The organism is Roseibium sp. AS2, assembly GCF_038900065.1.
GTDB lineage: Bacteria > Pseudomonadota > Alphaproteobacteria > Rhizobiales > Stappiaceae > Roseibium.
This window is the reverse complement of the sequence record NZ_JBBMQN010000007.1, coordinates 1-17,784: the sequence shown is the minus strand read 5'-3', so window position 1 is coordinate 17,784 and position 17,784 is coordinate 1. Positions and strand designations below refer to the sequence as shown.

Annotated in this window: 15 protein-coding genes; 6 read left to right on the top strand and 9 right to left on the bottom strand. The window is 55.8% G+C overall.

Going from position 1 to position 17,784, the window contains the following annotated elements; genetic code table 11:
* Positions 1 to 28 precede the first annotated feature (28 nt).
* From WNZ15_RS19610 to WNZ15_RS19585, 6 genes are all read left to right on the top strand, one after another.
* Positions 29 to 913 (top strand): putative hydro-lyase, encoded by an 885-nt coding sequence (locus WNZ15_RS19610; RefSeq protein WP_342894714.1) that lies wholly within the window; start codon positions 29 to 31, stop codon positions 911 to 913.
* Complete coding sequence (locus WNZ15_RS19605; protein ID WP_342894713.1) at positions 913 to 1,950, top strand: TRAP transporter substrate-binding protein; 1,038 nt, start codon at positions 913 to 915, stop codon at positions 1,948 to 1,950. Before WNZ15_RS19610 ends, WNZ15_RS19605 begins: the two co-directional genes overlap by 1 nt.
* A gap of 31 nt (positions 1,951 to 1,981) precedes the next feature.
* Complete coding sequence (locus WNZ15_RS19600) at positions 1,982 to 2,530, top strand: TRAP transporter small permease subunit (RefSeq protein WP_342894712.1); 549 nt, start codon at positions 1,982 to 1,984, stop codon at positions 2,528 to 2,530.
* Complete coding sequence (locus WNZ15_RS19595) at positions 2,527 to 3,810, top strand: TRAP transporter large permease (protein WP_342894711.1); 1,284 nt, start codon at positions 2,527 to 2,529, stop codon at positions 3,808 to 3,810. The genes WNZ15_RS19600 and WNZ15_RS19595 overlap by 4 nt, the downstream gene beginning before the upstream one ends.
* A gap of 159 nt (positions 3,811 to 3,969) precedes the next feature.
* Positions 3,970 to 4,419, top strand: coding sequence for a hypothetical protein (locus WNZ15_RS19590; protein ID WP_342894710.1), 450 nt, complete (start codon positions 3,970 to 3,972; stop codon positions 4,417 to 4,419).
* A gap of 44 nt (positions 4,420 to 4,463) precedes the next feature.
* On the top strand, positions 4,464 to 5,864 hold the full coding sequence (locus WNZ15_RS19585) for a hypothetical protein (RefSeq protein ID WP_342894709.1): 1,401 nt from the start codon (positions 4,464 to 4,466) through the stop codon (positions 5,862 to 5,864).
* Positions 5,865 to 6,445: 581 nt separating this feature from the next.
* On the opposite strand, the gene WNZ15_RS19580 is transcribed toward WNZ15_RS19585, so the two are convergent.
* From WNZ15_RS19580 to WNZ15_RS19540, 9 genes are all read right to left on the bottom strand, one after another.
* The gene (locus WNZ15_RS19580) at positions 6,446 to 7,201 is read right to left on the bottom strand and encodes a hypothetical protein (RefSeq protein WP_342894708.1); all 756 of its coding nucleotides are present in this window, start codon (positions 7,199 to 7,201) and stop codon (positions 6,446 to 6,448) included.
* A gap of 134 nt (positions 7,202 to 7,335) precedes the next feature.
* Positions 7,336 to 8,124 (bottom strand): hypothetical protein, encoded by a 789-nt coding sequence (locus WNZ15_RS19575; protein ID WP_342894707.1) that lies wholly within the window; start codon positions 8,122 to 8,124, stop codon positions 7,336 to 7,338.
* A 121-nt stretch (positions 8,125 to 8,245) separates the two neighbouring features.
* The gene (locus WNZ15_RS19570) at positions 8,246 to 11,650 is read right to left on the bottom strand and encodes an AAA family ATPase (RefSeq protein WP_342894706.1); all 3,405 of its coding nucleotides are present in this window, start codon (positions 11,648 to 11,650) and stop codon (positions 8,246 to 8,248) included.
* Complete coding sequence (locus WNZ15_RS19565) at positions 11,647 to 12,825, bottom strand: metallophosphoesterase (RefSeq protein ID WP_342894705.1); 1,179 nt, start codon at positions 12,823 to 12,825, stop codon at positions 11,647 to 11,649. Before WNZ15_RS19565 ends, WNZ15_RS19570 begins: the two co-directional genes overlap by 4 nt.
* A 67-nt stretch (positions 12,826 to 12,892) precedes the next feature.
* Complete coding sequence (locus tag WNZ15_RS19560) at positions 12,893 to 14,737, bottom strand: UvrD-helicase domain-containing protein (RefSeq protein WP_342894704.1); 1,845 nt, start codon at positions 14,735 to 14,737, stop codon at positions 12,893 to 12,895.
* Positions 14,734 to 16,824 carry an AAA family ATPase gene (locus WNZ15_RS19555; RefSeq protein WP_342894703.1) on the bottom strand — a complete coding sequence of 697 codons (2,091 nt, stop codon included), beginning with the start codon at positions 16,822 to 16,824 and terminating at the stop codon, positions 14,734 to 14,736. Before WNZ15_RS19555 ends, WNZ15_RS19560 begins: the two co-directional genes overlap by 4 nt.
* A 166-nt stretch (positions 16,825 to 16,990) precedes the next feature.
* Positions 16,991 to 17,134 carry a hypothetical protein gene (locus tag WNZ15_RS19550; protein ID WP_342894702.1) on the bottom strand — a complete coding sequence of 48 codons (144 nt, stop codon included), beginning with the start codon at positions 17,132 to 17,134 and terminating at the stop codon, positions 16,991 to 16,993.
* Positions 17,135 to 17,166: 32 nt separating this feature from the next.
* Positions 17,167 to 17,514, bottom strand: coding sequence for a CHAT domain-containing protein (locus WNZ15_RS19545; RefSeq protein ID WP_342894701.1), 348 nt, complete (start codon positions 17,512 to 17,514; stop codon positions 17,167 to 17,169).
* A 91-nt stretch (positions 17,515 to 17,605) separates the two neighbouring features.
* Positions 17,606 to 17,784 (bottom strand): integrase core domain-containing protein (locus WNZ15_RS19540; RefSeq protein WP_342894991.1); only part of this gene is annotated, 179 nt, incomplete at its 5' end.

Here is a 17,784-nt window from a genome sequence, read left to right as displayed (position 1 = left end):
AAAATATCAATTTGTGTTTATTCGTTGGATGACTGAGTTTGCCAAAAAAGAGGATTTGGCAAACGTGGCGAAGAGCTATCAGACAGTGCGGGACCTGGGGGCAGACGCCCGGAAAACAGCAATCCGGCGTGGTGACTACAAATCCCACACAGCGGGGCTGGCCAAGGGGTTTCTGCAGGCGAATGTCGTCATAACACCCTCCGACTACGCCTTGGATTTCATGCGGTTCTGCCATCGCAACCCGAAACCGTGTCCGTTGATCGGCGTATCGGACACGGGCAGTCCCATAATGCATACGCTTGGTGCGGACATCGACATCCGGACCGACATTCCGGCCTACAACATCTACCGTCACGGAGAGCTGGCGGAATCCGTGCATGATATCTCCGGCATCTGGGACAGCAACCTCGTGGCCTTCGCGCTCGGCTGCTCGTTCACCTTCGAGCACGCGCTCATGGAAGCTGGCATTGATGTCTGGCATATCAGCAACGACCGCACCGTACCCATGTTCCGCACCGCGATCCCGACCGTACCGGCGGGCCCGTTTCAGGGCAACACGGTGGTTTCCATGCGCATGATCCCGACCGACCGGGTGGAAGAGGCGGTCGCCATTTCCAGCCGTTTTCCGCTCGCGCATGGCGCCCCGCTCCATATCGGAGATCCGGGAAAAATCCGGATTGCCGATATAGGCGCCCCTGACTGGGGCGATCCCGTGCCGACACCGGGCACGCATACACCGGTGTTCTGGGCCTGCGGAGTGACGCCGCAAGCCGTCATCCGGAATGCGCGTCTGCCGGTCTGCATCACGCACAAGCCTGGGCACATGTTGATCACTGATGTGCCGGATGGTGCAGAAGTGCCCATCCTTGTTGATCTACCTTCTGAATCAAACAACCAAAAAGGGGAACTATGATGAAAAGAACAATCCTGGCACTTGCCGCAACCGCGTTGTCGACATCATTCGGCATGGCGGAAGACCTTTCGGTGGTCGGAAGCTGGTCCAGCCTGCCGCTCCACAAGCAGTATGAAGCGCCTTTCTGGGAAAAGACGCTTCCCGATGCATCGGGCGGGAAGGTCTCGGTTCAACTGACCACGCACGATCAGATGGGCGTGGGCGTGGCCGACGTGTTCCGCATGCTCGGCGACGGCGTTTTCGATGTGGGCATGACCGTTGGCGATTATGCCGTCGCCGATGCCCCCGAACTCGAAGGCCTCGACGTGCCGCTGGTGGCCTTGACCGCTGACAAGGAGCAGGCCGTTGTCGAGGCAGCCCGGCCCATGATCGAGGAAATCTTCAACAACAATTTCAACTCCCATGTGCTGGCCATCGCGCCGTATCCGCCCCAGGTGGTGTTCTGCAACAAGGAAATCTCCGGTCTTGACGACTTGAAGGGCCTGAAGATCCGCGCGTCCGGCCGCATGACCGCCAAGTTCCTGGAAGCGCTCGGCGCCGAAGGCGTCAATGTCGCGTTTTCCGAGGTGCCGGGCGCTCTGCAGAAAGGCGTTGTCGATTGCGCCGTGACCGGCGCCGGCTCCGGCTACAGCGCGGGTTGGTGGGAAGTCGCCACCCATTTGCTCACGCTGCCGCTCGGCGGCTGGGATCCGGTCGTTACGGCCATCAACATGGACAAGTGGAACAGCCTTGACGCCGCGACCCAGGACCTGATCTCGACCCAGGTCAGCGAAAACTTCGAGGCCCCGGCCTGGGCATCGGCCGAGGGTGCGCTTACCAACGACGTCGCCTGCCTGACGGGCAACGGCGAATGCGCGTCCGGAGACGCACGGTCGATGGTCCTGGTCGAGGTGACCGACGCGGACATGAGCAAGGCGCGTGAAATCCTGGAAACGCAGGTTCTGCCGGAATGGGCGGAGCGTGCCGGCAAGGAATGGGCGCAACGCTGGAACGACAGCGTCGGTGAAGTCGTCGGTGTTTCGATTGCGTTGAACTAACTTCAGCCGAGCCCGTCCGAGGAGGACCTCAATGGCCCAACAGACCCTTTCGATGTTACGCCGGGTGAACAAGATCGTCGCAGTCTTGATCGGCATCCTGCTGCTGATCTGCGCCGGCTCGGTGTTGCTCGATATCGTCTTGCGGAAAATGGGGTCCTCCTTCGGCGGGACCGACGAAATCACCGGCTATGTGATGGCGATCTCCACTGCCTGGGGCATGGGCTATGCCATGCTGGAACTGGCCCATGTCCGCATCGATTTCCTGCGTGGCCAGGTGAACCGGGTGGGGCGCAGCCTGATGGATCTTGTGGCCATGCTTGTCCTGTCCGCAACGGTCAACGTCATCGCGATCCGCTGCTGGTCGGTGCTGGAAACCACCCTTGCCAACGGGTCCCGTGCGAACACACCGCTCGAAACCCCATTGGCTCTCGTTCAAATTCCCTGGTTCGCCGGCTGGATCTGGTTCGCCACCATGGCCTGGGTGACTTTCCTTGCCGCGCTGGCCCTCGTCTACCAGGGCCGGTTTGAACAGTCGGAAGCCGCTATCGGAGCCTTTGCCGAACAGGATGCCGCGTTATGATTACCTTTGTCACGGTTGGTCTGCTCGGACTGTTGAGCTTGTCGATTCCGGTAGGTATCGTCCTGTTTCTGCTGGGTTTCGGTATCGATACCTTTTTCAGTTCCTTTCCGCTCTCCAAGGGGCTGGGCCGTCTGGTGTGGTCCTCGTCCAACAGCTCGACGCTGATCGCCATTCCGTTCTTCGTTCTCCTGGGGGAGGTTCTCGTACGAAGCGGATTGGCGGCGCGAACCTATGCGGCTCTTGATCGCTGGGTATCCTGGCTCCCCGGAGGTCTGGTGCACGCCAACATCGCCACGGCAACCATGTTCTCGGCCACATCCGGATCGTCGGTCGCAACGGCTGCGACCGTCGCAACGGTGGCAATGCCGCAAGCGGAAAAACTCGGTTACGATCAAAAGCTGTTTTCCGGTGCAATTGCGGCCGGCGGCACACTGGGCATCATGATCCCGCCCTCGATCAACCTGATCGTCTATGGCTTTTTGACCCAGACATCCATTCCGCAGCTGTTTGTTGCCGGACTGCTGCCCGGCATTGCCCTGGCCGTCAGTTTCGTCCTGGCGACCGCAATGATTTGCGCTGTGCGTCCTGATCTCGGCGGGGACCGCCGGATCTTCCCGTTTTCGGAGATGATGCGTGCGCTTGTGGATCTGGTGCCCATCATTCTCCTGTTCACGGTGATCATCGGGGCCATCTACAAAGGCTGGGCCACGCCGACCGAAGCCGCTTCGGTCGGGGTAGGGGGCGCGATCCTCATCGCGGCCCTGTTCGGAGGCATCAACGTCAGGATGATAACGGAAGCCCTGGCGGGAACCGTCAAGATCACCGCGATGATCATGCTTGTCGTCATCGGGGCGTCTTTCCTGAACTTCACGCTGTCCGCCGCCGGCATGGGTCAGGAATTGCGGTTCTTCCTGGAAGGGTTGGGCTTGAGCCCGCTGTGGACGCTCCTGGTGATCGTCGTCATGTATGTGGTGCTGGGCTTTTTCATCGAGACGCTGTCGCTCATGGTCGTGACAATTCCGATTGTCGTCCCCCTGGTGGTCAACCTCGGCTACGATCCGATCTGGTTCGGCATCCTGATGATTGTACTCATCGAGATGGCGCTGATCACACCGCCGGTCGGACTCAACCTCTATGTGGTACAGGGCGCGCGCAAGGGCGGCAAAATGAGCGAGGTCATGCTGGGTTCGATTCCGTTCGTACTTGTCATGACGCTGATGGTCATTGCCCTGATCATATTTCCGGATATCGCACTCTATCTGCCACGTGCGCTGCAATAACCGGTTGGCTTTTGTTTTGTGAACCCCGCGGAGCGTCCGGCGACCCGATGCCGGCCATTCCGCGGGGTTTCTGTGTCCGGTCTCTTGAAAAAGCCGGGTGCCGGCGGGTCAAACGACGCCGGTGGAGGGCGCGAGCCGCGACGGTCATTCTAATGACAGATGACCAAATTCCAGGATGAATTCCGCGCTCTGGTTGCCGACTACCTGGTGGACCAGGGAAAGCAACCGCAGGAGATAGAGGCCGGGGACGACTACCTCTTGAATGCGCAAGACAGGATCCTTCAGCTGCGGCTGGGGATGGGTGGCGCCATGCTGCTGTCGACCATGATCTTCTACAATGACGGCGACACGGTGCAAGTGCTGAACGGCCCGATTGCCGAGTTCAATGCCTATCACCTGTTTGCGGGCGGGTACTGCCTGCATGTCGACGCGGCCAGCGGGTCGGTTTACGTCGAGCAGGAACTGACGACCGGCCGGTTCGACGCCGGGAGCTTGCGGCAGCACCTGCTGGACTTCGCCGACCGGGCGACCAGTTGCGCGCGCTGGTATCTCGACCAGTCAAGGGAACAGAGCGCTGCCGGCACATCCGGTGACGTGATTATCGCCTGAAGTGCGGCCGCCGCGAACAAACATCACCATTTGGGAGAACAGCCGTGTGTAAAGTCGGCAGCACAGGACAGAACCAGGTCGGCCGGATCGGTAATTCCGGCAGCCAGATCTCTTCGAATACGCATACCAGCCCCGATATCAACAGGGCACCGGGATCGTCAAACGGCATACGATCGGACTCGGGCTCGTTCTCCAGTGCCATGACCCCGACCGGCAATGGCACCGGCGGCCCCTCCAGTTCATCCGACAGTGATGTCAGCCTATCCAGTGTTTTGCCAAAAATCATAGCCAGGCGAGAATACAACCTTCAGAATCCCGGCAACACGCAAAGTTCTTCCAGTACCAGTAGCTTCCGCAGCAGCAGTAACAGCAGCTCCGAAGTGTCAATCTCAATGGAGCCGTCGACAGACCACGGAAATGCCAACAGCAACGTCAGTTCTACGAGCGGCGACGATGGTTTCCAGATCATTTCTTCGTCCGGTTCGCAATCCACCACAAGCGTCACAGGCTATTCAAGCGTCGGAGGTTTCAGCTCGATAGAGACCGATGAATCAAACTCCATTTTCTTCAGCGACGACACCACACCGCCGGACCACCAGGGCTCGGGCGGATGTTGTGCCTGTTGGGACAAGACCGCGCACAGTCTGAAGGCCGGCCTGGTTCAGGCGGCATCGACTGCCCTGACCTTCGGCGTCAAACCTCTGGTTGAGGAGGCTGTCAAGGCCGCGTTGCTGGAAACGCCGCTGGATCCGGGGACGGCAGATGTCATCAGCCGGATCGTTGGTGGCGTGTTTGTCGGAGCGATCCATACAGGCGTCGGCACTGTCGTCTCCGGCGTCCTGAATTCGGCGCTGTCGATGACCACCTACAAGCCTGTCGAAAACCAGTTCGGCAATGAACTCCTCACGATCGATGCCCCCGTGATGGCCGCCTTCGTGGCCGGCTATGCGCTCCAGGGGGGGCTTGTCGCGCATCTTGGTCTGGACGATGGCGTAGTGAAAGCATTGTCAAAAACAATAACATCGACCGTGGCCGGGTTTGTGCAAGGGGCACTCACGGACGGCCTGCGCCAGACCGTGGCCAAAGATGGCTACGAGCCAGTACAAGCGCCTGAATTCTCGAAAGAGATTTTTGCCGAGAACCTCGACAAGGCGATCCGGAACAATTTCGGCAGCAAAGAGAAACTCGGCCACAACTTCATCGGCAAGATTGTCGGGTCGGCCGTCGGCAATTTGACGGCGCCGTTATGGGGCGGTCTCGACCTGGGCGGCATGGCCACAGGAGCGATGGGAATGACCACCTATCTGACAGGCTGGTTCGGCGGCATTCATGCATTCTCCGCAGTTCTCGGGTTGTGCGAAGCGCAGGATGACATGGAGTTGTCCCTCGAAACCGTTTCCATCGATTATTCGGACGTAACGTCCGAATCGGAATACAGCGTCTGACGGATGTTCTCGGCAGTTTCGCGCGATCAAACGCGCGAAACTGCCCTGCCAATTGCCCCATCCAGAATTTCGAAAGGTCGGCCGGGCCTCCGCACAAGCGGATTGACCGGTTTTGGAGCCCGCTTGACCACGGTACCCGGCGCTTCCCGACGCGCGCCACATCCAGGCTCGAATAACGCCCTCAACGGAACACGCTGGCGGGCCATTGGCGGTGAGCATTGAAGCACTTCTCCCAAGTTGAAAATACTCCAACTTGCTGCCACCGGACACGATTGCCGATGTGTGAGAGAAGTTTTTGCGTGATGGATACTGACTGAACAACTTACGGAAAATTTGGCTGGGGAACCTGGATTCGAACCAGGACTAACGGAGTCAGAGTCCGAGACTTAAATAGGTAAGATACTGAAAAGAAAACAAGAAATGAAACTAATTGTGTGAGTGTGTGAGGGATGTGTGAGTCAGTCGAGCAGGCGTATTGCAGAATTGATGAAACTGATTGGTCCAAGGGAGAGGCCGGTTTTCAGTCAAATAAGGCGGGAATTGGGCGAGCGTCGAATAGAGACCGCTCAGGGATTTCCTAACTAACTGCCAGCTTTCCAGCGTTCATACCGTCCTTCAGGGTCGTGGAAGCCTGATAGGCTGGGCTTGCTCTTTAGCGACCAAACCTTCTTGGCAAGCGCTTCCAAATCGGAAGCGGCAGAAGGGCTCCAGTTATGGCTGATAGCCCACGATTTTATGGTTCCAGATGGATCATTGTGCCCTTTGGCCCGTAGGATGCGCAATATCTCGTTGGCCATTTGCTTGTCCCGAGGATGTCCAAGACCAGTCGACAGATTGATGATAGTGGTCAACGTCTCCAGGGCTTGGACCACAATTGGATCGTCAATTAGCACTTTAGGCGGTTGCTTCTCTTGTCCATGAATGTGGGTGTTCCATCTTGCGGCCCATCCATCGGCCTCTCCAGGGACCCAAGGCACTGCGACAACGCCAGCGATGCCGTGGAGTCCATCGAGAAAATCGAGAAGCGACTCGTTTGCATAGTAAGCGATGACCACTGAACTTCGAGCTTGGTAGCGCATGGTTTTCATGGTCTCGCCACGAAGCTTACCACCCCAAGCTAAATTGACCGTCTTCCCTTTGGTAAGGGCTTTGGATGCCGCAGGGCCTAGGAAATGAGACAGGCCCGTGCCATCAAGTTGCGCCCGAGTGTGGGTAAGCAGAATGACGTCCAAAACTCCGGCAGTGGTGGCGATCTTTTCTGTGTATGCCAGCGCCAGTCCGAACGTCTGTTCATCCTGGCTATCGAGCGGAAGGAGAACGCGAATTGTCTTGGTCATGGCACACTCAATGAGAGAATAATGAGAAGAAAGACAACCCTTCCAGAGTCTCACGCTTATTGCCATCGACCAAGGGCTCATGGCCGACGCCTTTCCACACCATTCCGGTTGGGCGCAGGGCGAAACGGCGTTTCTTACTCTTTGAGCGTTGATTGCCCATCCAAATGCTTGGCTAATCCCATCACCATGGAATCCATCAGGGGTTTATAGTCGAGTAGATGCATCGGAGGTGCATGTAGGTGTCGGTCCTTTGGATGAAGAAAACCCGGTGCATTTCGTTTTGAAGCCGGAAGCCGCGGGATGGCTAAGTGACAGAGAAAGCCCTGCAGTACGACGGAGAATCCAAAATAGACAGTTGGCTTCTTGCGTCCCCAGCTCAAACGGTGGGCACTCACCGGCATTATGATTTGTGAAACTACATCCTGCGTAAAGCCATCATGGTTCTTGTAACGCCGATCTTTAAGGCGACGAATTGAGCAAGAGCACAGCTTCAGGACTGCCTCCTCTTCGCCCTGCACAAGGGAAAGAAGCGCATTAGCATCGTGCATACTAACTCTAGCGTGCGCATACATATCATTTCCGGAAACACTCGCGCGCCAGAAAATGGATGCCAGGCTTTGGGCCATCTGGTTGGGCGAAAACGCTATCCGAGCTGAGAAGCCTTCCTGCTGGATCTTGCGATCCCACAATTTCATGGCATTGACCAGTGGTCCATCAAATCGCCGGTTAAAAAGGCGTTCGCACGCTTCGCAAAGAAGATCTGCCTTGCCAGAATCTTGGCTGAGGTGAACTTGACCCGCCCCTCCGGGAATGGTTATCAGCTTGCCGTTGTTGCGCCGAGATATCGCTTTGAAAAAGCCATCGGGAATGGAATGTGAAGCGCAGAGCTCCCTGTCATTCCAGCAATAGGCACAAATAGCCATTTCTCAAATCACTGCTTTGTTGCGATGAACACCTTGGTAATCAAAGCATCGGTTTCGCCAATTTCAGGTCATGAACGTTCGGAAGCGTGATACCAGCATTCCTAGAGCGCTTAATGCCATATCAAGTAGGCATATCCACCACGGAAACCCCCGGAATGCTCTTACGAGCCAACTCGACCAGATGCGCGTGATGCGTGAAAATGATTGCCTGACCGCTACGTCCAATCTCCGCGCAGAGGTTTAGTGCGGCAGATGCGCGGGCATCATCGAAGGTCTCCATAATATCGTCGAGGATCATGGGAAGGGGACCTGGATCGCGGGCGAAACTGCGATACCCGGCAAGACGCAGGGCAAAATACAATTGGCCCATGGTCCCGGTGGACATTTTTTCGACCGGTACCCGGCTTTCGTCTTTTTTGATGCCGACAAGTTTCTCGCCTTCGGTTTCGCCCCAAACCTCGACTTTCTCCCATTCCTTCGCTGTTATGGTGACGAAGGCGTCTTCCACATCCTTGAGCATTGTGCTGCGACGTTCGGCGGCCAGACCTCTCAGTGCGCCCCGCGCAGCCAGAACCCCGAGTTTTGCGACAGCGGCCTGGCGTGCACTGCTTCGCAGCTCTTCGAGTATAGTGGCCTGTTCCGTGATTAGCGCACTATTGTCAGCGGCGTTGTAGGCCTCGTCATAGAGGCGTTTCTTTTCATTGGAGAGATCGCGAGCGGCATCACGTATTGTTTGCGCATCGTCGAGTTCTTGTTGCAGTTCTGCCCCTCGTGTTGCGTTTGGCAAACGCGCTAACTCTTCGTCGAAGAGCGTATGATCCACGCCGTTGCGCGCTTCATTGCGAAGCTGATCAGCATTCGCGCGACCTTGTCGCAATTCGTCGCGCTCTGCCAAATGTTCAGCTCGCTCCGTTGGCGGGAGATCGTCACCGCCTTGCCCTTCAAACAGGTTCTCCAGCTGGGTTTGCGCTTCGTCACGCACGGTGAGTGCACGCTTCCGGCCTATCACTTCCTGGTCGAGAAGCTCCTGTTCTCGTTCTCTCACACGATCCGCTTCAGCGGCTTTGGTTACGCGCACACGAGCGCGCGTGATCACGGGGAGGGGATCGTCCTTCGGATTGAAAGTCTCTCCTAGGATCTCCGCCAATCGTGCGGCGCTCTTTGCCAGGGTGGCAACGGCGCGTTCTAAGGCATCAACACGTCCTGCCAGGCTTTTATGATTGCCGTGAAGCTGTTGCAGCGTTCGCAGCTGCGGCAGCGCGGTTTTTACGCCGGTGGCCGAGCGATCAGGAAGAGGCAACGCCGAGGTCAGCGTTTCCAATCGGTTCATGGCTGCCTTATGATCTGTCTTTGCTTGAGATACGGCTTTCTCGTAGTCGGCAATGGTGCGTTCACCGCGACGCCAGTTCTCCCATGTCAGACGGACATTCTCCTGAAGTGTTAGAGCCTTGCCAACCTGCTCAGGTAGGTCACTTTCTTCACCTTCGATGTCGACAAGGCGGGCTGCGGCGAGCAGATCGTCAAAGGCTGCCTTTCGGCGCATGGTGCGATCCTCAAAGGCATTCTCCGCAATCGTGACCTCGGCGGCAATCTCAGCCGCTGCCGTCAAGTTAGTAAGTCTCGCAGCAAATGCAGCCGGCCCCGTATCGGCGGGAAAGCCCAGAGCCGTCGAAAGTGATCCGACCCGTTTCGTCAAGGCGTCGAGTTTCCCGCTCAGTACTTCGAGCTTGTCTTTTGCCGTGTCACGTGCGGCTTTTGCGGCGCTTTCTTGCGCGCGCGAGTTCGCAAGCTGCTTTCGCGCCTCCGTGCCCATCAGATAACTCGTTCGGGCGCCATCATCAGCATACATGGCCTCCTCAAAACGCTCTGCCGTTTCGTCGGAGAGACTGCCACGATGCGATTGCCAGGCTGTGTCGCGCAGACGGCGCGTTTCTTCCGTCGCTGCCGCGTCAATCGAATCCGGTGCGCTTTCGTCGGCTTCGCGTTTCGCGCGCGCTGCTTTGTACTCCGCTTCGCGACCTTCCAAATCTTCTGTGGCGGAAGCGATGTTGGCAGTCAGGGTGTTCCATTCCCGCAGGACCTCATCGAGACTTTCACGGGCAGGCAGACCGTTCTCGATAAGTGTCTGCCAGAAGGTAGGCAGGCCAGACACCGCTTTGGCAAGCCGGGCGCGTTCCGATCCGAGGTTATGTTCAAGGCCTGACACATCTGAAACTTTTTGCCATGCTTCAAATGCGACCTGCAGCTGAGATAAATCCTTCGGTTCGGTTGGAGCATCCCCCAACTGATCGCGGGCGGTCTTTAACACGTTTGATGCCGCTCGCAACTCTCCCTCGGTGGTCAGACACGCCTGCACCGCATCTGCGAGTGCCTCCAGTTCTTCGGTCGTCAGGACCAACGCCTCTGCAGGCTCGTTAGATACCGCCAACGCCGTCAGAATCTGTTTTATTTGGCGTGCCGTGTCATCGCGCTCACCGGTGCGCTTTTCCAGATCCGATCTGGCCGTATCCGCCCGCGAGGTGAGGGAAGCTCCATCGATCCTGATTTGATCAAGCTCTGCGAGTTCCGCGACGAGTTGTCCGGCAGCCGGGTCAGCCTCGTTTTCGGAAATGGTCGCTTCATGGCGCGCAATTCTGTCATCGGCGCTTGCGATACTCTCTGCTTTCTCCGACAGGGTTGTTACGAGTTTGGCAACGTCTCCAGCCATGCCATTTTTCAGATCCGGGCCTGCGGGAAAATCAGCAAGTTTTTTTTCGATTTCACGAATTTTTTCAGTCTGATCGTACCATGTCTGAGCAGATTTGCCCGCCGCCTGACGATTTCGGGCACGGACGAGTTCGGCGTCCGCCTCTTCGAATGCTTTTCGGGCTTCAACTTTGTCTTTGCGAAGGCTTTTCTCACGATCCGGGGTCAATCGTGCTGCTTTCAGGATATCACTGATTTCTTTCAACCGGTCTTTGCCGGTTTTGAGCGCGGTACTCCGCGCGCCTTTCTTGTGAAATTGCTCAGCGCGAGCCGTCATGGCTTCCAGCGTCTCTGCCATATTGGTCAGACCCGACACACCGGCGTGCAAAAGCTGTCCCAGGTCGCCCTTGGCACCAGCGATCCTCTCACCACCTTCCCGAAGACCTTTGTCATTCAGTGAGAAGCGTTCGACATAGTCGTCCTCGCCCAGCCCGTGGAGCGCGCTCGAAAGGATGGTTTCTTCTACAGGGCGGTCCTGATGATCAAGCAGGGACTGGGCGCGCTTACCGTTGCGGCGCAAGATCATTGCTCCACGCCCGGGTATTTCGAGTTCTGCGCCGACGAGAAGATCGCTACGGTCAAATTTGAAAGCATACGGGTGGGTTCCAGACTTCATACCGAAAAAGAGTTCCAGAAACCCGTTGAAGGCCGTGGATTTCCCTGACTCATTTAGTCCATAGATGATCGTCACGTCTGGGTGGCCGTCTGCAGGGCGGGGAAGCTCAATCTCCGCACCGTCAAAGCGACCATAGCGGATTAGATCAAGTCGATTCAGTCTCATTTCGCGGCTCCCGCGTGCAGAGACAGTGTGACTTCGCCGATGGCTTCCTGCAGAAGGTCATCCAAAACCTCCTCAGCCAATTCGTCGGTGATTTCGCGAGGCAGTGCATTTCTGAGTTCTTCGAGGATCTCCTTGCTGGCAAGCTGGAAGCCCGGTTCGGTGAGCTCTTGCTGCATTAGGCGCACCAGGTCATCCGCCTTTGAATCGACCAGCATCTTTGGGGCTGTCACTTTGATTTTGTCGACAAACACGCGATCGATGCTTTCAAGCACTTCGTCGGCAAGGGCCATCAGCATGTCAGCCGTGTGATGAGCTGTGGTCACCAGAAGACGGACCGCCGTGAGGTGTTCGGGATCCCGAAGGCCTTCAAACTCGCTCCTAAGTAATCTCAGAATTTCCGGGGCATCGGAACAGTCGGTCAGATCCAGTGGGCATTCAACGAACCTCAGATGCCCGACCTGATGCCTCTCGAATGCGGGTTTGCCGTCACCAAGCTCGACAATCGTGACAGTGCCGCCGGTCCGCTCCCCGAAGTAGCGTGGCTGGGGGATGCCAGGCATGACAGCGAGAACCGAACCGGATGATCGCTCGAATGGCGCGTGAATGTGTCCGAGGCACCAAAGGTCATAGCCATGCGCCAGCAGATCATGCTCGGAGCAGGGAGCATAGGGGTCGTGTCCCGGAGACCCATCAAGGGACGTGTGCATCAGTCCGACGTTTTTCCGGCCAGTCACCGGCGCGGGGTAGTCGGGCAGGAAGCTTTTTGAGACGTGCGCCGTGTCGAACGACAGTCCGTGGAACCACACGCCACCGATTTCCACGCTGGGCTCGTTCTTGTGCAGCAAATGAATATTCGGGCCCAGGTTACCGTGGGCTCGGTGATCGAGAAGGGCATCGTGGTTGCCACGGATCAGGACTGTGGGAACACCCGCGTCAGCGGCGCGTGCCAATTGCGAAATCAGAAATGCCCGCGACTTCAGGTCCGGTTGGTCATTATCAAAGATGTCGCCGGCGAGAACCAGAACTTCGACATTTTCCGATATGGCTAGATCGACAATGCGGATGAACGTGTCCCTACTTGCCTGTTTCAGGTGATCGCCCAAATCCGGATTGCGCATCGCGGCCGAGCGGATTGGCGAACCCAGATGAATGTCGGCTGAAACGAGAAGGCGCATAGATTTCAAATCTTCCTGAAAACAATCGATGCGAAATAGTGAATCTGCATAAGGATCTGTCCGGTACCTATAAAATTGAAACCTGGCCGTCCTGGAACAGACCGCGCTCGACCAGTTCTTTTTTGGCAGCTTCCGCGTCTCTCGAAAACATCAGGATCCTAAGGTTCACTTCCGCCCGTGAAAAACAGACATAAGCCAGTTTTTGAGTGAGTTCTTGCTGCCGGTCGGTTGGATTGCCCGCGACACCAGGGGTCAGAACTTTCGAAAAGCTGTAGGTATTCCAGGCTGCCTCGATATCGTCGATCATGACCAGCACGTTCTCATACTCTTCGCCTTTCGAGCCGTGCTGAGTACTGAAAGGAGAATTTTCATCCAGAAAATCGATATATTTTTCGAGTTCGCCAGCCTTCAACTTGAAGAATTCATCAGCCAGCCAATCGCCTTTTTCCTTTTGGTGATCCTCATTGCCGGAGTCATAAGCTTCGCGGGGAGCGCGAGCCAACTGACCTGCAAGGCGGTCCGAAATTGGATAAAGCGCGTTCGCGCTACAGTATTCCAGAATTTCTTTGACCGTATTGCCTTCCCATTTTTCCGCCAAATCAGCGGCGTGTTTTGAGGCTTTTTCGAGCATCTGTTTGAGAGTTTTGCTCTTGTTCGCTCCAGTGTCGTCAAAAGCAGGGCTTATTCTTCGGAGTGTTTCAATCAGCTTCTTAGGATCGTTGTTGCGGGATGCATCGACCAATGGAAAAATGCCGTCCACAAAGGGTTTGAGAAGATAGTGCGTGCCGTCTTCATAGTCGGATTGGGATCTGGACGACGAATAGTCACCTGTAAAGAGCCTGTGCAGGGTGACAAATCCGAGCCTCCGCGCAATCATTTGTCGCGCCAGAAAAAGGTGCTTTACGGGCGCGTCATCGGTCCACCCCCATTTTCCAACGGCTTCCTCGAACTTCGCCGTTACTTCATCGAGTTGTTCAGCGGTATAGGTTTTCCGTGGACCGGCTGGGTCGGGAGCCTGCGCAACCGTAGTCAAGACGCTGCCCTCAACGTCGGAGTTCTTCCCACCCGCAACTTGCTTCAGATCGGTTCTGAAGTTGTTGAGAAGGTTGATCACGGAGGTCGAGCTACGAAAATTCTCTTCCTTCGGAATCTTTTCGGAGCCTTCAGGACCGGCAAAATCCCCGGCGCGCTTATCGTAAATCTGCTGCATCGGATCGCCGAAATATCCGACGATTGGTAACCCTTCACCCGCGCACACAGCATTGAGCGCCTCGACGACCTTCGGGAAGGTGTCTTGAGCTTCATCGACGAAGATGTAGGGGTATTTGAACCCGAGGCCTTTGCGCAAGAGCGGTTTGTTCGTGATCAGATAGGCCGCGACGTCAATAACATCATCATGGTTCAGGACACATTTGGAATAGTCACTGATAACGGTTTCTTCGTAAGAAACTGATGGTTTTTGTTCGTTTAGCGCAGCAAGTTCGGCGGTCAGGCGTTCCAGATCTTTCCTGGCTTTTTGCGCTGCCTGCGACGTCCCTCCATTATCTTTCTGGCGGGCCTTTTCCATATGCTGCGGAATGATCGCATCACGAAGGCCCTCCCGAATAGCGTCCTGAAAACGAGCAATTTCTACCCAAAGAAATCCGTGTAAGGTGGAGACGTAAAAGAGTTCATCGAAACCAAGACGAGATGAAATGACTCCAACGGCACGGTTTGTGTATGTGATACACACGACGCGCTGACCGTTTTTCCGAAGCTCGTTTCCGCGGGTCTTCTGAATTCCTTTCAGAGCTTCAACGAGCGATGTGGTTTTGCCTGAACCGGCGCCTGCGATAACCGAAAAAGAAACGTCCTTGGCGATGCACTCAGCAATTTTCTTATCGGCCTCAGTTGGCTTGAGTTTTGCCGTCATTCGCCGGCTCCCTGGTTTTGGGAGAGACGTGTCTCCAGCCATTTTAGGCCTTCGTCGATGTAGTGGGGGACATTCCAGTCCCGGTTCTGTTCCGCATTCGCTTCTTCGTCCTCGCCTGCCGGTATTTCGAAGGCAAGGACATCCATGGCAAATTCGGTCTTTTTGAAAGTGTCGCTTTTGATGCGTTTCCAAACGGCCTCCTGCAATTCGACTGGATCTGCAGGCAACTCGACGCCTATGCTGAGACCTTCCGCATGAAAATGATCAAGGTTTTCGTAGACAAAGGCTTCTTCAAGGGTTCTACCATGGAAGGTATGGGGATTGCCCTCGCGGTCGATCACTACAGGCTTCTGGAAGGCGACGAAACGCATTCCCTCGGCTTGCAGGCAATCGTCGAAGGTTTTGCCGGAGAGTGCGGCGACTCCAGTCTCTCCAAAGAAATATCCCAGAGTCGCATTCGACGAAACGGCTCCCGGATGGGTGGCGACGCAATTCGCCCGGTTTCTCGCGGGATCAACGGAGTCGATGTCGGTGATGACCAAATAGGGAATTTCGAGGAATTCGAGCAATCCGGCAAAGCGCATCCCATAAGCTCCACCTACCTCCAGAATTGTCAGATACTTCTTGTTCAGTTCCTGCGCCGATATGTCGATCATGCGCGGCAAAAGCAGTTTTTCAGCAGACCCCTCAACGAGTATGGCAGCATCGGAGAAGAACAGGTCGCAATGCGTAAGTCTCAGATATTTTTTGAGAAAAGAAAGTGCTTCCTCTGGCTCAATCACATCGCCGCCCAATTCGAGTGGCTCAGGTTGAAATTGCCGAAGGCTGTGCACGGTTGTTCCCTGATAGGTCACTCCCTCCTGTTCACCGGTTATCTGGCACCGGCGGAAGTAGCGGATTTTTGAGAAATCCACGGTATCGAGGATGTGCGACGAGTGGGTCGTGATTGTGAGCTGGGGCTTGCTTTCGCCTTCTGGTGCGTCGGCGGTGAGCACGTCCCACATCTGGCGAATGAATGTTTGTTGAACCTGAGCGTGCAAATGCACTTCCGGTTCTTCGATAAAGATCATCTGGCACAGCGGACGGTTGTCTTCGGTCGCGAGCCATTGCCGATAAAAATGATTGACCTGAATGGCCATGAACACCAGGTTCTTGAAACCCAGTCCGTTATAAGCCTCGGGAAGCTCATGGTTGGTGCTGGCATCGACGTAGAAGAGTTCGGTGTTACCGCGTAACGCAACCTCCGAACTGAGTGTCGAAACGACCTTCATCGCGCGGTCGTTGTCGGAGGGAAGGCCAAGACCTCCGATCATCGTCATCAGGGGTCTGAAGCGTTCGTCGTAGTGCCTGGTCAGATTTTCATTATTCTGTTCAATGATCGCGATAGCTTCTTCGGCCAGTTCCGCCTGCTCCAGGTTTCTCCGGTAATACGTCGCAAAGGCGTCTGACAGCCTGTTGCTCCTCGCGGCATTCTCGTCGTCAATATTCCGCTGGGCATCAACGAAATCGACGCGCAGCAGAGAATTGAGAATCTTCTTGCCTTCTTGCGCGGAAAGTGGCGTCGCCACAAGTTCCTGTTCGAGCTTTTCCAGCGAAGACACCTTGATGCCGAAATACTTTTTCAAATTGCCTTCCATTCCAAGGAAGAAGCTCAAGGGGCGCTTGCGGGTGCCATCGTCCTTTGGCGGGAAAGCTGAATCGTAATGCTTCCAGAGTTCTGCTGCGTCATCCACGGCGAACGCGCAGCGCATCCCGATTTCCGAGAAATCAGCGGAAAGGCTCGTTGCCAAGGCAAAGACCCGACCGAACGCAATTGAGTCCGGATCGATGTGAAACCAGAGATCAAGTTCTATTTGGGGTAGGCTGGCTTCGTTCCCGGGAGCGTAGGCGTCAATAGAGGTAATTGCGAGAATGGAGAAGTCATGAATTTTGAATTCCCGGTTCCCGAGAAAGCTACGAATGGCAGCCGTTGCAGAAGTCTTGCCGCTGTTGTTCGGGCCAACAAAAACAGTTTCCTTGCTTTCGAAATCAACGGACACGTCATTCAGACGCCGAAAGTTTCGAATGGATATACTACTTAGACGCATCCAATCCCCCTTAAATTGCGACTATGATAACAATCATGGGTTGAAGTTGGAAAGGATAAATCTGCGTCCAAAGCCTATTGTTTTTAAGTCAGCAAAACTCTGTGTCCCGAGAGAAGGGGTGACGTAAAACCGCCTTGCGGGTTGCAGGCAGGGGAAGCCTTTCCCCCTACCATTTCAGCATGTAGTAGCGTTCCCAGGCATTGGCGATGTCTTCAAAGGTCCATTCCCGCAGCCGCCCATGGGCTGGACTGGGCCGGGACACACAGTCCACCAGCCCGGATTCCTGCTTGAACCGATGCAGCCAGGTCATGGACTTGGGCTTGCCATTCGAGCCGATTCCAATCACCCCTTATTAGGTGGCTTGATTAGCACAACCTCATTCGGATCCGTGTCGGGGCGACTTAAAATTTGCGGAAGTTCTGCATCTTCGCGGAGCAGCGCTTGTTTCATCATCGCTTTAGCCTGCCGCAGAGCCGATCCGACTGACTGCGCACTCGCAATTGCAGCATAAAACTGACTGGCAAATACGCCGGCACCAGCATCCCCAACCGTATCGGACATGGCGATAAGAACGGGCACGGCCTCAAGAAGAATGTCTGATCCGTCCAGCGTATTACATGCGTTCATTACCAGCAGCTTGGGTGGGAGGTCAGTCGCATCAAGAAGTTCTGCTAAAATATCGAACTCCATCACTTCTGTTTTTGGTTGGTCAAGGCTGGCATTGTCAAACGCCAGTAGTCCCGGTAATCATCCCATTTTTAGTGGGCTGGAAAACTGGACTTCAGGCCGCTGTTTTCAGTTTCATTGCGGGTGTAATTCCGCCGATGGCCATGTTGGGCCGCTCGTTGTTGTATGTCCATAGCCAGCGTGTGGCGTGGTCCTTTGCCTCCTCGATCGTTTCGAATATGTATTGTCCGAGCCATTCATGGCGTACCGTTCGGTTGTAGCGCTCGACATAGG